Annotated in this window: 11 protein-coding genes and 1 other RNA gene; 2 read left to right on the top strand and 10 right to left on the bottom strand. The window is 39.4% G+C overall.

Features of this window, described 5'->3' with window-relative positions:
* Positions 1-10 precede the first annotated feature (10 nt).
* On the top strand, positions 11-490 hold the full coding sequence (locus BQ5321_RS16580; RefSeq protein ID WP_071395539.1) for a cytochrome c oxidase subunit II: 480 nt from the start codon (positions 11-13) through the stop codon (positions 488-490).
* On the top strand, positions 487-2,142 hold the full coding sequence (locus BQ5321_RS16585) for a b(o/a)3-type cytochrome-c oxidase subunit 1 (RefSeq protein WP_071395540.1): 1,656 nt from the start codon (positions 487-489) through the stop codon (positions 2,140-2,142). Before BQ5321_RS16580 ends, BQ5321_RS16585 begins: the two co-directional genes overlap by 4 nt.
* A gap of 49 nt (positions 2,143-2,191) precedes the next feature.
* Here the strand turns inward: BQ5321_RS16585 and BQ5321_RS16590 are convergent, their stop codons facing one another.
* The 10 genes from BQ5321_RS16590 to BQ5321_RS16635 form a co-directional block, all read right to left on the bottom strand.
* Positions 2,192-3,712, bottom strand: coding sequence for a carboxypeptidase M32 (locus BQ5321_RS16590; RefSeq protein ID WP_071395541.1), 1,521 nt, complete (start codon positions 3,710-3,712; stop codon positions 2,192-2,194).
* Between the two features lie 128 nt (positions 3,713-3,840).
* Positions 3,841-5,766 (bottom strand): ATP-dependent DNA helicase, encoded by a 1,926-nt coding sequence (locus BQ5321_RS16595; protein WP_071395542.1) that lies wholly within the window; start codon positions 5,764-5,766, stop codon positions 3,841-3,843.
* A 121-nt stretch (positions 5,767-5,887) separates the two neighbouring features.
* Complete coding sequence (locus tag BQ5321_RS16600) at positions 5,888-6,142, bottom strand: hypothetical protein (protein WP_071395543.1); 255 nt, start codon at positions 6,140-6,142, stop codon at positions 5,888-5,890.
* A 115-nt stretch (positions 6,143-6,257) separates the two neighbouring features.
* On the bottom strand, positions 6,258-7,397 hold the full coding sequence (locus BQ5321_RS16605) for a THUMP domain-containing class I SAM-dependent RNA methyltransferase (protein WP_071395544.1): 1,140 nt from the start codon (positions 7,395-7,397) through the stop codon (positions 6,258-6,260).
* 171 nt (positions 7,398-7,568) lie between these two features.
* Positions 7,569-7,954: RNase P RNA component class B (rnpB, locus tag BQ5321_RS16610), an RNA gene on the bottom strand.
* Between the two features lie 61 nt (positions 7,955-8,015).
* Positions 8,016-8,315: a cell division regulator GpsB gene (gpsB, locus tag BQ5321_RS16615; RefSeq protein ID WP_071396955.1), complete on the bottom strand. Its 300-nt coding sequence runs from the start codon at positions 8,313-8,315 to the stop codon at positions 8,016-8,018.
* Positions 8,316-8,412: 97 nt separating this feature from the next.
* Positions 8,413-8,979, bottom strand: a complete 567-nt coding sequence (locus BQ5321_RS16620) for an SLOG family protein (protein ID WP_071395545.1) — start codon at positions 8,977-8,979, stop codon at positions 8,413-8,415.
* A 96-nt stretch (positions 8,980-9,075) separates the two neighbouring features.
* A complete protein-coding gene (locus BQ5321_RS16625; protein WP_071395546.1) occupies positions 9,076-9,381 on the bottom strand; it encodes a CotD family spore coat protein in 306 nt (101 codons plus the stop codon).
* 346 nt (positions 9,382-9,727) lie between these two features.
* The gene (locus BQ5321_RS16630; RefSeq protein ID WP_071395547.1) at positions 9,728-10,975 is read right to left on the bottom strand and encodes a ribonuclease H-like domain-containing protein; all 1,248 of its coding nucleotides are present in this window, start codon (positions 10,973-10,975) and stop codon (positions 9,728-9,730) included.
* A gap of 10 nt (positions 10,976-10,985) precedes the next feature.
* Positions 10,986-13,265, bottom strand: a complete 2,280-nt coding sequence (locus BQ5321_RS16635; protein WP_071395548.1) for a DEAD/DEAH box helicase — start codon at positions 13,263-13,265, stop codon at positions 10,986-10,988.
* Positions 13,266-13,389 lie beyond the last annotated feature (124 nt).

A 13,389-nucleotide genomic window follows, 5' to 3' on the forward strand; every position in this document is an offset into this window, starting at 1 on the left:
TGGGTTGAATATGCATATGCATAAGTTTGAAAAAGCTTGGCTTACATTTGGTATAGGAGCACTGCTAGTCTTTTTAACCGTTTTAGGTGTTAGTGCTTTCTATCTGGGAAACCAGCCGCCAAGCTGTCTAGTTACCATTGATCCGGAAAAGGTGGATACAACCAAGCCTTTTGACGAGCCAGGCCTTAAAAAGGTTGAAGGCAAGGATTGGGATTACGAGTTAGTTTTTGTTGCATCAGCCTTTTCATATAATCCTTCATCAGTTGAGGTTCCATATGGTGCAAAGGTTAAAGTTATGGCTACCACAAAAGATGTCGTTCACGGTTTTCAGGTTGCCGGAACAAATATTAATATGATGCTTGAGCCTGGCTATATCAGTGAATATACAACAACATTCGACAAAGCAGGAGACTACTTAATCCTGTGTAATGAATATTGCGGGGTTGGACATCACATGATGACATCGAAAATTGAGGTGGTTAAGAAATGATAAGTCCTTCTACATTAATAAAAATTGATCGACGTGACGGCAAATTAGCCATGGCCCATTTCTATGTAGCGTTTACGGCATTAGCTATTGGCGGTCTTGCCGGCTTATTACAGGTACTTGTTCGGACCGGAAAGCTGGAATTACCAGCACCAATTACTTATTATCAAATTTTAACAGTACATGGCGTTGTACTCGGTCTTGTATTAACGACATTCTTTATTCTTGGATTTCAGCTTGCTGCTACTAGTAGGACAGCTGGAACCTTAACAGCAGGTCAACGACGTACAGGCTGGATTGGCTTTTGGCTAATGACAATTGGAACAGTCATGACAGCTACCATGATTCTGCTTAACGAAGCATCCGTACTCTATACATTTTATGCACCACTTAAAGCTCACTTTTTATTCTATCTTGGTTTAACACTAGTTGTCATTGGAAGCTGGATTGATGGGGCCGCTGTTATTATGGCGTATGCAAAATGGCGAAAAGCTAATCCAGGAAAACCAAGTCCATTATTAACCTTTATGGCCGTTGTAAATACGATTATGTGGGATGTAGCTACTATTGGGGTAGCAGCTTCTATGCTCACTCAATTATTGCCATGGTCATTAGGATTAATTGATACTGTAGATGTTCTTGTGACACGGACACTATTCTGGTATTTTGGTCACCCGCTTGTATATTTCTGGCTACTGCCTGCTTATATGGCGTGGTATGTCGTTATACCAAAGGTTATCGGGGCAAAAATTTTCTCCGATTCATTAGCAAGGATGTCCTTTATCCTATTCTTATTATTCTCAATTCCGGTTGGATTTCACCATCAGTTAACAGAGCCTGGAATTGACCCTGCTTGGAAGTTTTTACAGGTTATCTTAACATTTTTAGTTGTCATTCCTTCACTCATGACGGCTTTCTCATTGTTCGCAACCTTTGAAAAACACGGCCGTTCAATGGGAGCTAAAAGTCTGTTTGGTTGGTTGAAAATGCTTCCATGGGGTGATGCACGCTTTATCGTTCCGTTCATTGGAATGCTAGCTTTTATTCCAGCCGGAGCCGGCGGGCTTGTTAATGCTTCACACCAAATGAACCAGGTTGTTCATAATACCATTTGGGTAACTGGTCACTTCCATTTAACTTTAGCAACTGCAGTTGTCTTAACTTTCTTTGGAATCGCTTACTGGCTAGTTCCACATATCACAGGTCGTACGCTTTCAAAAGCGATGAATAAATTAGCCATTCTTCAAGGGGTACTTTGGGCAATCGGTATGACTTTTATGTCAATGGCTATGCATGCAGCGGGTCTTCTGGGAGCGCCACGTCGCTCAGCCTTTTCCGAATATGGCGGTGCAACACAAGCAGCTGAGTGGATCCCATATCAAATTGCACAGGCAGTCGGAGGTTCCATTCTATTTATCTCGATTATACTTATGCTTTATATTTTCATTAACCTTGCCTTCTTTGCGCCAAAAGGTGAGCAAGAATTTCCTGTCGCTGAAGTTGACAGCGATGCAGAAAAAACTCCGCTTGTCTTTGAAAACTGGAAATTATGGATTGGTATCACGGCACTGTTAGTAATCTTTGCCTATACACTTCCATTTATCGATATGATTCAAAATGCACCACCAGGATCAAAAGGCTATAAGCTTTGGTAATAAATAGATTAGAGAAGAACTCTGCTTTTGGCAGAGTTCTTCTTTGCGATCAATCTAATTGATAAACTCGACTATATTTTTCTGTCAGGTATTGAATCAGATGGCTTGCATTTAGACCTTCTCCAGTTACATCCATTAATATTTCGAGAGGTTCCTTCAGCTTTCCAAATTGATGTATATTGGCTGTAAGCCACTCTTTAATAGGCAGCAGGTTTCCCTGTTCTAACAATTGATCAAAATCAGGCAAATCCTTTAGCATAGCCTGTTTAAACTGAGCAGCGTACATATAACCTAAGGCATAGGATGGAAAATATCCAAAGCTTCCCCCTGCCCAGTGTACATCCTGTAGTACACCTTCCCCATCGTGGTGAGGACGTATCCCTAAATATTCTTCATACTTGGCATTCCAAATCTCAGGCAGGTCCTTCACTTCCATTTCATTATTAAATAATCCTTTTTCAATTTCATAACGAATCATAATATGCAAAGGATAGGTCAGTTCGTCTGCTTCAATTCGAATAAGCGATGGCTTTGCCTCATTAATTGCCCGGTAGAAAGTTTGAACATCAACTTGTTCAAACTGAGATCTACTATATTTCTGTAGTAATGGGTAATTCTTTTTCCAAAAAGAAAGATGGCGCCCAACAAAATTTTCATAAAATAATGATTGTGATTCATGTATCCCCATCGATGTACCAGTACAAAGCGGCGTACCGATTAACTCAGATGAGATACTCTGCTCATATAGAGCATGACCACCTTCATGAATGGTGCCAAAAACAGCCATCCGAAAATCCGCTTCATCATATCTTGTGGTAATTCTGACATCCCCCGTATTTAGACCTGTCGCAAAAGGATGGACCGTTTCGTCAAGACGACCCGCTTCAAAGTTATAGCCCATTTGCTTTAGAATATCGATGCTTAAAAGCCGTTGGTTTTCTTTTGAAAAAGACCGAAATAAAAAATTGGTTTCAGGCTTATGGTTAGAGCGGCTAATGTTGTGGACGAGCGGAACAATTTTCGCTCGTAAATCAGCAAATACACGATCTAATACATCCACTGTCATGCCTGGTTCATATAAATCAAGGAGGGTATTATATGGATGATCACTATATCCCCAATATGTAATGAATTTTTTATTTGCTTCAACAATCTTTTCTAGATATGGCTGAAACATTGGAAAATCTGATTTCGCTCGTGCCTCCTCCCATACTGATTCAGCCTGTGATAATAGAATGACGTATTCCTTATATTCATCCGCCGGGATTTTACGATTATGGTCATATTCCTTTTTACATTCTTTTACTAGCTTTTTCGTTACGGCTGAAATCACCTCCTGCGCTACTTCAGTGGAAAGGTTGGTTATATAGGAAGCCATTTCTTCTGATACTGACAGCTCATACACTTCAGAAGATAGTATTCCAACCACTTCTGAACGCTGCTTCACACCTTGTTTTGGAGCTCCAGTACGCATATCCCAATAAATTAAACCAAGCGCTTCATTATAAGCACTGATTTTTTTTACATACTCGGTAAACCTTCTTTCTTCTTGTAAAATACTTTGCTTCATCGTGAACCCCTCCCATTATTTACTTATTATCCTATTCTGATTAATAGACAGTTAATCATATCAAACAAAAAAAGACAACAGTTATGTCTGCTGTCTAAATTTTGTTAACGGCTGCCATTTCTTTTTGTTTATTGTAATACCTTCGTCGGTAAGACTGAAAGGACGGCTTCAATTACATGTCTATCCTCTTCCTTGTTGATTAAAATATGGACAATTCCTTTGTCCTCATGTGTTCGAATCAGTCGGCCGATTCCTTGTCGTAAACGCAGCAGCATATACGGTAAATCCACATTAGCAAACGGGTCGTTAACCGCATTGCGCTTGGCTGTGAACACAGGATCATTCGGAGGGAACGGTAAGGAGAAGATAATGACATTCTCCAAGGACTGTCCCGGTATATCGAGTCCTTCCCAAAGATGAAGGGAGCATAGCACGGAATCTACTTCATTTTGAAATTGTGAGACGAGTGTACTGATTTCAGCATCTCCCTCGAAATAGATTGGAAAGGATTGTTCTCCTCCCTGACAATACCGTTTGAATGAAGCTAATTCCGTTTGAGTAGAAAATAATACAAGCCCATGACCATTCGTTTGCTTTAACTGTTCAAGAGTATAGGCGCATTTTTGTGCTATAGCATCTTGAGAGATGGCAGGCATTTTAATCGTCATATTTTCTTCATAATCAAAAGGCGATGCCACCATACAGGATAGAAAATGATCGATTCCTAATGAATGAGCAGTATAATCAAAGGACTTATTTTCAGAAAGAGTGGCGGAAGAGAAAATATAGGGTTTCTTAATGGCAAATACCTCTTCCTTCATGATTTCCTGTACAAGCCTTGGCATAATGACTAATGTTCTTTCCCCGTTGTAATCTTCCAACCAGGTAATACCATTCATTTCTTTCAAAAATAATGATAAAGAATAAGAAATTTGTTCGAGATACTCCTCCACAATTTTTAATTCATACTCATTAATCGTATACATCTCACTATCTAGAACGAGCTCTTCTTCGAGCTTATTGATCAGTGAATGCAGTTGTTTACCAGCAGCTCTAATTGCTGCATTTTTTTCGATTGTAAGTTTATCAGAACCATCATTCATATAAGCAGAATTTTTTAATTCGTAAAAAAACTGCTCGTTTTGGATAAGCAGGTCCTCAATGGTATAAAGCGTATTTTCCCTGACATCATTAGCCATCAGCTTTGTTAACAGTGTTTCGAGTACTCGTTCACTAAACCGATAGGTTAATGCCTTTTGACTGGCAAACTCCAATAAATGTCCCTCGTCAAAAACAACACAAGAATGCTCAGGCAAAAGCGCGAGTTGTCCTTCACGTTTACGTGATTCCTTTGTCCAAATATGCTCCATATAAAAATCATGTGAACAGATAATTAAATCCTTCGAATGACGATACCAATCTCGATGCAGAGTTTGTCCGCAGCGGTGCCTATTTTCACACGTAAAGCAGTCCTCTAGTGAATCCCAGCCAATTTTTGCCCATTGTTCATCTGTTAGCTCAGGATAATCTTTTCGATCACCATATCTCTCAAATGATTGCATGGAGTGGCTTCCATGAATAAAATCAGGAAGTCTATCATGAATCAAACTGAAGGCTTCATCTTCACTACCCGTCAAAAGTTTATCTAGTTTATTCAGGCATAGGTATTGATCTCTCGATTTAGCTAATCTAACGTCTATTTGTAAAGACAATGCTTTTTCAAGCTTAGCAATATCTCCCTCTTTTTTCACTAGCTGCTCAATTAAAGTTTCATCTGCACACGCAATAATGGCAGGCTGATTTGTATATCTTGCATAGCAGATTGCATATAAAAGATACACAATCGTTTTTCCCGTTCCAACTCCGGCTTCAGCAAACATGACTTTTTTATCTTTAAATGCTTTTTCCAATTGAAACGCCATATAAATTTGTTCATCTCTTAATTCAAAACCCGCTTCCGGAAGGCTGTCATAGAAAACATCTCCAATCCATTCACCTAATTTCTCAAAAAAGGATTCAGTTTTTGATAGTTCGAAAGGCATCCGATTCTGCATATTTTTTCCTCCATATCATAGCGAAAGCGTCTTTCGATGAAAGACGCTTTTTAACAACTGTCTTATTATAACAAACAGCTAAAATGAAATACATGCTTTTGCTTATTACATCTGATTTTTATTAATTGCTTGTCTTATCGTGACCATTTCCATTACGTAAATTCTTACTTCCACTATATAATCCAGAAGCTGACAGTCCTACCATGAGACCGACAATAATGCCCTCTATTAATACGTCAAAATAAAAGATACCAAAAAACAAACCGATTGCTACTGCTACTAATGGTGAAAATCGTACCGGTAAACCAGCTTTTTTTATGACTTCCACAATGCCGATGATAAGCGGGATAACGACTAAATGTAAAAATTCATACATATGTTTCCCCCCAATCTTATCTTTTCTAGTATTACTCATAGTACATAATACTAAGATTGGACAAGAATGGAACGGCTTTTAGCAAATAAAATCTATTATTTTGACAGGAGCTGATTTATTTTTCACGTGGCGGTCTTTTGCCCCAATACTGATAATAGTCAGTGCGGATAAATCCGTTAAAGAGCTTTCGCTTTTTTGTTGCCTTTTTCCCATAATAGGTTTCAAATTCCTCTTCAGATGTCAGCATATAAATGGACCAGGTATCTAGACTAGCAAAGGTCTGTCCCATTTCCTGATACATTTTATGAACCGCTGGTTTATCTCCTAATCGCTCACCATATGGAGGATTCCCTACAATCACACCATACTCTTTTTCAGTTGTGAAATCCTGAACACGCATCTGCTTAAAGGATAATAAATCCCCAAGTCCCGCTTCAAACGCGTTTTCCTTGGCAATATTGACGAGGCGGTGATCAATATCTGTTCCTGTAATATCCAAGGGCTGATCATACTTAGCGAGGTCCTCCACCTCTACACGTGCATCATCCCAAACCTTCTCATCAATCCAGCTCCAGCCTTCCGAGACAAAGTCTCGATTGAATCCAGGGGCAATATTTTGCCCGATTAAAGCTGCTTCAATGGGAATGGTTCCAGAGCCGCAAAACGGATCGACAAATGGACGATCTGCCGTCCAGTTTGTAAGGAGTACTAAGGCGGCAGCAAGAGTTTCTTTCAACGGAGCTTCGCCTTGCCCGACTCTATACCCCCTTTTATGGAGACCACTTCCGCTTGTATCGATCGTTAATAATGCCATATCCTTATGTAAAGCCACTTCAATTTTATACAGCGGACCGTTTTCTTCAAACCAGCCTGTCTTTTTATAATGCTGTTTCATTCTTTCGACAATCGCCTTTTTAACAATAGCTTGACAATCAGAGACACTAAAAAGTTTTGATTTAACTGATTTACCTGAGACAGGGAATTCAGCATTTTCCGGCAGAAACCTCTCCCATGGTAAAGCCTTTGTTTTTTCAAATAATTCATCAAAGCTTGTAGCCTTAAACTCCGCTACCTTTAGCTTAACTCGGTCAGCAGTACGCAGCCAAAGATTGCTTTTTGCAATCGCCATTTCATCACCTATAAACGTAATACGGCTGTTTTCCACCTGACAGTCATAGCCTAAGTTTCGTACTTCCTTTGCAACAATTGCCTCGAGACCCATTGCAGAAGTCGCTATCAATTCATATTTCGCCATGTTTTCACCCTTATCAATCACATTATTGTCGCTTTATATGTATCCCTGTTACATTATTATCCAGTTTTACCCAAAAACAATGCACAAAAAACTTATCATATCCTTAGGAATTACAAGAAAAGCTCTCCTTTTTTGGGAGAGCTTTTAATCTTTCATCAGACATTAATAACGTTCTGTAAGCCATGTTTTGTTCCTTTGTACTGCAAGCGACCCTTAGTCTTGTACTCAGGTGGTAATCATCTATCTACAGATGATAATCATCTGTCCTTCTCTTCGTTCATTTCCTCCAAGAAAGTGCCCCTACCATAATTTGGGTTTCTCACTCGTGGGGTTTACCTCGTTCCACCCTTTACATTTCTGAAAAGGCTCCGTCACTGTGGCACCTTCAAGGTATTCATACCATATCTCAAGAGACTTAGGTATTTTCCCTGCCGTCAGCCGGTTACCCGACTGCCCTGGCTTATGACTTCGCCAGGCACGAACACTACAAACATCTCAGTCTGTGCGAGCATGGACTTTCCTCTGCATGATGAATCATACAGCGATTACCCGAACGCTATTAATGATCACAATGTACATTATAATAAAACTCCATCGTAATAACAATAGCAATAAAAGTTATTCGTACAATTTACTTCCAAAAACATGCTTTTCAAGATTAGATAATCGTTTTAAAATATCAAAATTAGTTGTACCAGCAGTTTGTGTGGTTGGACGCTTTGCGGCCTCCTCCACTTGTTTTCTTAATCGCATATTTTCCTGTTGTAATTCTTCAATTTCCTGATGAAAGGTTTCATAATCCTTTATAATAAGATCAAGAAACTTATCTACATCTTCTGGCTTATAGCCTCTCATCGCTGTTTTAAATTCTTTTTCCAATATGTCCTTTGCCGTCAATTTCACTTTATCAGCAAGCATCATTCTCACCTCAACCATAGCCCATGTAATGTATATTTTTTCAAAAATATACGTTTTTGTCAATTTTTCTTTCTTTTAGGCTTACGCTTTGCTTAGCCTAACTAAAATGATCATAATTCCATTGCTCTTCTTCTGCTAATACTTGTAAATCATAAAACTGAATGGTTCGAATTTCGTATTCATTGTTTTCCTGATAATGTTTTGCTATTTCATATAGATATTTAGGGCTGCCTTCCTTTTCTGAGTCATAGAAAAGTAAGAGAATATCACTTTTTTCAATATGAAATTGGTTCTTCATACGAAGCTGCCATGGCTTTTCATAGGGGCGATGCGATACTGAATCAACGAAATCGGCTTCCATTAATATAGATTCATACCACTCTTTATTAGTTTCACTCCAGGCTGCCTCTTGTTCAAGATATGGTGTAATAACAGCCAGCTTCAACTCCGGATATTCTGTTTCCCGTAGCTCAAACACTACTTCTGCAGCCCATAGCTCTGTACCTAACTGACCTGAAATCAATACCCATTCTAGACCTTCCTCAAGCATTCCCTGCAAAGAATTGCGAATCGCTTTTTTTATGTATGGAATGGCTGGATGATTTTTTTTTAATATGCCAAGTTCAAAGGATTTATATCCTGATATCGCTGCTACCTTAGCCAAATCCTTCCCACCTATCTCATTGGAAAAATAAATCCACTCTTTATCATTCTACCATTAAGAAAAAACAAGGGCTAATATCGGCCCTTGTTTTTATTACTATCTAAAAAATCCAGGTCTTGGTCTCATTCCAGGAGGTCGGTAACCAGGGTATCCTGTTGGTCCAAAGCCAGTAGTCGGTGCAGGTGGCGGACCAGGAACAGGACCGATGTTTGTGCTTGTCACCTCATTCACGAAGGATTGAGTATGTGGAAAATGATGTTGATATTGATAGTTTGTGTGGTTTACATGCGTTGTATGTGAAGGATGAACAACAGGAACCACAACATTTTCTTGACTATGAGTAACGCAGCACTTTGTCGGACAAACAATTGCCGGTAACACTTTTGTTGGTCTGCAATGCATTATATTTTCTCCTTTCATCATAAATTACTTTACATTAATAACCTATGATAATCGGAGGTATCTTGTACTAATGAATATACCTAAATTTGGCTACCCTTTATAAACCCACTAATTCTAAAAAAGTGCATAGAAATTATCTCTAAAGCTTGTAAAAATAAGGGCAGTTAAACCGATCACAACAAAAAAGAGATACAGAATAGCTTTATACATGTTCCCCGCCTCACTCATTTTTAATCTAATAAAACTCAACAATTTCTAATTTTACTCGCAAGTGAGGAGACAAACAACTGTTTATTAGCCTATAGAACAAAAAAAAGAAAAACTGTCATTTATTTGACACAAACAATCATTTTTTCAATTGTTTTCTCTTTAGTCGGTTCATCCTTTTTAACAAGTCGTCATATACCCGATTATGCTGACGTCCATATATATCTAGCGCTTGCTCTGTCACTCCTAAGGCCTTGTCCATGTTCTTGTAGCGATGTTCATATATCTTTGCTAGCTCGATACAAGCCTCTACTTGGCTAAGAGAATCTCCCTGACTTACTACCTCTTCCCATAGACTGACTGCTTCTGGCCAATTTTGCTTTTTTTTTGCTTGAAATGCAAGAGCATGCTTAGCTTTGACAGCTTCTACTTGATTTCCTTCTGTCAGCTTTGAAAATACCTCTTCAGCTGCATCTGTCTCGCCAAGATAGGAATACCAGCGACCCACTTCAAAGGTTTCCTTCCCTGTTTGTGCTTGATCAATGCCTAATAACTGATAGGAAAGATGTGTGTAAAGGGTTATGAGCGATAAAATGTCCAATTCATTATGCTTTAGAATTCCAATCATGCCCTCAGGATCCTTCCGTTCAACAAAGTCAAAATAAATCATTGGCGCTAGGAAGCCTGGTACATCATCTTTTCTTTCAAAGGCTAAAATTTCTTTTTCAACCATTGAAAGCTTGACACTTTCTAAACGATGCTTCCAGATTCTCCTTGCTGCGTGATAAAGGTCAAAATGACCAAATGGAGGAAGCTTCGGAACATGCTCTCTGATTAACGTATGCCTTGTTTTTACCTGCGGCCAGTCAAAAGCCTTGCCATTATAGGTCACCATCTTAGCGTAATCAATATTCTCTAAAAAGCTCAAATAAAGAGGAACCTCTGACCCAGGCTGCGGGAGAATATGCTGCTTTAATACAATCTCCTTACCGTTAAAGCTAGCATGTCCCAGTAAAAAGATCGTATTTCCAGCACCGCCCCCAAGCCCGGTTGTTTCCGTATCAAAGAAAAATAACTCATCCGGCTGATAACCTTTAGCAGATAGGGGATGATTAACCGCACTATCATTCCAGGCAGCCACAGCCTGTAAATAGTCAGAGTAACGATATTTCCCGTGCATTGTATCGAGGGAATACTTTACTTCGCGAATGAAACAGTAATCATGATCTGTGTAGTACGGTAATACGCCAAATTCCCTCCATTTTTCAAGAAACGGAATGTCCTCCCCTCCCTTGTTGGGTAGAATAGCAAAAGCTTCCGATTTCAGATCATCCTTCTCAGTACGTATATGTGCCTTTAAGCGATTTAGTTTATTTTTTATTGACATGATTATTCACCTAGGAAAGAGTTGAATTTTGAATAAAAGAAAGCAGCTTAATTGTATCATGTTTTGCTGATTCGTTTTGCACATCCATGCCGATACAGGATGGACAGCCGGCTTCACAGGCACAGTTTTGCACCATTTTCTTAGCCTCATCTAATATGGTTTCAATTCCTTGATAGATTTTATCACTCAGCCCTACCCCTCCAGGATAACGATCATAGAAAAAGACAGTCGGCTTCTCATTATGAGCTGCTTTTACCTGTGGGACAACATGGATATCCTGTGCGTCACACATCACAAACAGTGGTGCAATATGTCTAAGTGCATGGGCCATGCCAATTAAACCTTGATCAAGCTTTTCTTCACTGAGCCCGCTCTGCTCTTTATCTAAAGAAATCCAGGCAGCACTTGTATGAAGCTCCTCCTCCGGAAGCGAAATAGGCCCAGAGCCAATATTCTCATGTGTTTCAAATTTTATTTTCTTAAAGATTGTTGCCATTGCCAGGACACTCACATCACCATAACCGATTTCCAACCGATTTATATTATGCTGCTTATCCACTTCAAGCACCTTTAGTTCCACGGCCAGATTTGCATCTGTATAGTAATCGACGGCAACCTCACGGACAAACGCCTTCTTTTCCTCCCAGTCAAGGGTTTCCACCTGATATTGAACTCCTTGATGTAAGTAGATAGCTTCTTCATGCAAAAGCGTCATGGCTGAAAAACGATCCATTTCACCAATGACCCTTGCATGAGCTGTTTCAGAAATGTCGATGATTACTACATTTTCCTGCGAAGCCGACCGGAGTGAAATATTATGGGCAGGGAAGGAATCATTCATCCAATACCATTTATCACCATTCTTATACAGAACCCTTTCCTCGCTTAAATAATCTAGAATTTCATTAGTTTGAAAGCTTCCAAAGCTCTCTCCTTCTTTAAAAGGTAACTCATAGGCAGCACATTTAATGTGATCAATTAGAATAATTAAATTATCTGGATTTATTCGGGCACTTTCCGGACTGCGGTGAAAAAAATATTCTGGGTGTCCAATAATATATTGGTCAAGCGGACTGGAGCTGGCTACCATCATAACAAGTGATTCGCTATGCCGTCTTCCAGCCCTTCCAGCCTGTTGCCAGGCACTTGCAATTGTACCGGGGTAACCCGTCATGATACATACCTGAAGCTGACCAATATCAACACCAAGTTCGAGCGCATTTGTACTTACGACACCGTAGATTTCACCTGAACGCAAACCATTTTCAATACTACGGCGTTCAGTCGGTAAATAGCCGCCTCGATAGCCTCTAATTGCTTTTGGACCAAGCTGATATTTGACCAGTTCCTTTAAATACGTTAATAGAATCTCGACTCTAACTCTGCTGCGGGCAAAAACAATCGTTTGAATTTTATTCCTCAATAACTCAGCAGCCAGCTTTCGCACCTCAAGTGTTGCACTTCTGCGAATATTTAACGGTTTATTGACAATTGGAGGGTTATAAAAAAGAAAATGCTTTACGCCACTCGGTGCTCCGTTGTTATCAATAAGAACCATTTGACTATCAGTTAGTGCTTCAGCGAGCTCGAGTGGATTAGCAATCGTTGCCGAGGTACAAATAAAAATCGGATTGCTGCCATAATATTGGCAAATTCTTTTTAACCTTCTAATGACATTGGCAACATGACTACCAAATACACCCCTATAAATATGAAGCTCATCAATAATTACATAGGTTAAATTTTCAAAGAGAGAAACCCATTTCGTATGATGGGGTAAAATTGCAGAGTGAAGCATATCTGGATTTGTAATGACAATATGCCCAGCCTTTCTTACCTTTTGTCGAATATTAGCCGGTGTGTCACCATCATACGTGTAGCTGTTGATTTGCAGGCCTGCGTCCTGGATTAATTCATTTATTTCACTTTTTTGATCCTGGGCAAGCGCCTTGGTCGGAAACATATATAGTGCTCTTGCATTTGGATTACGAGTGATGGTTTCAAGAACGGGAAGGTTATAGCATAAAGTCTTCCCGGAGGCAGTTGGTGTAACCGCAACAATGTTTCTCTTTTCCATTACCGATTCAAATGCTTCTCTTTGATGAGTATATAATGTATGAATTCCCCGACTCTGCAAGGCCGCTCTAAGCGAAGGATGAATAGAGGCTGGAAAATCAACCGTCCTCGCTTCCCTTGCCTCCATTGTCTGCCAATGAACAATATTTTCTTTCACGTCATCGGTTAGCTTTAATTGTTGAATAATTTCTTGCAAACTCTTTCGACGATTCATTCATTCTCACCTCATAACGTTTATTTTATCGAATAAACGTTCGTTATAAAAGGTAAAACCTTGATATATTTTAATTTATTATCTTTGCACAAGAATAAACGGACATTTTTATGTCTTTTTTGTT

Origin of the sequence: Bacillus tuaregi, from assembly GCF_900104575.1 — a bacterium.
GTDB classification, from domain to species: domain Bacteria; phylum Bacillota; class Bacilli; order Bacillales; family Cytobacillaceae; genus Bacillus_BD; species Bacillus_BD tuaregi.

What these genes read in the sequence shown, in the direction of transcription:
- BQ5321_RS16580 (WP_071395539.1), top strand. Translation starts at nt 11, where the DNA reads ATGCATATGCATAAGTTTGAAAAAGCTTGGCTTACATTTGGTATAGGA.
- BQ5321_RS16585 (WP_071395540.1), top strand. Translation starts at nt 487, where the DNA reads ATGATAAGTCCTTCTACATTAATAAAAATTGATCGACGTGACGGCAAA.
- BQ5321_RS16590 (WP_071395541.1), bottom strand. Translation starts at nt 3,712, where the DNA reads ATGAAGCAAAGTATTTTACAAGAAGAAAGAAGGTTTACCGAGTATGTA.
- BQ5321_RS16595 (WP_071395542.1), bottom strand. Translation starts at nt 5,766, where the DNA reads ATGCAGAATCGGATGCCTTTCGAACTATCAAAAACTGAATCCTTTTTT.
- BQ5321_RS16600 (WP_071395543.1), bottom strand. Translation starts at nt 6,142, where the DNA reads ATGTATGAATTTTTACATTTAGTCGTTATCCCGCTTATCATCGGCATT.
- BQ5321_RS16605 (WP_071395544.1), bottom strand. Translation starts at nt 7,397, where the DNA reads ATGGCGAAATATGAATTGATAGCGACTTCTGCAATGGGTCTCGAGGCA.
- gpsB (WP_071396955.1), bottom strand. Translation starts at nt 8,315, where the DNA reads ATGCTTGCTGATAAAGTGAAATTGACGGCAAAGGACATATTGGAAAAA.
- BQ5321_RS16625 (WP_071395546.1), bottom strand. Translation starts at nt 9,381, where the DNA reads ATGCATTGCAGACCAACAAAAGTGTTACCGGCAATTGTTTGTCCGACA.
- BQ5321_RS16630 (WP_071395547.1), bottom strand. Translation starts at nt 10,975, where the DNA reads ATGTCAATAAAAAATAAACTAAATCGCTTAAAGGCACATATACGTACT.
- BQ5321_RS16635 (WP_071395548.1), bottom strand. Translation starts at nt 13,265, where the DNA reads ATGAATCGTCGAAAGAGTTTGCAAGAAATTATTCAACAATTAAAGCTA.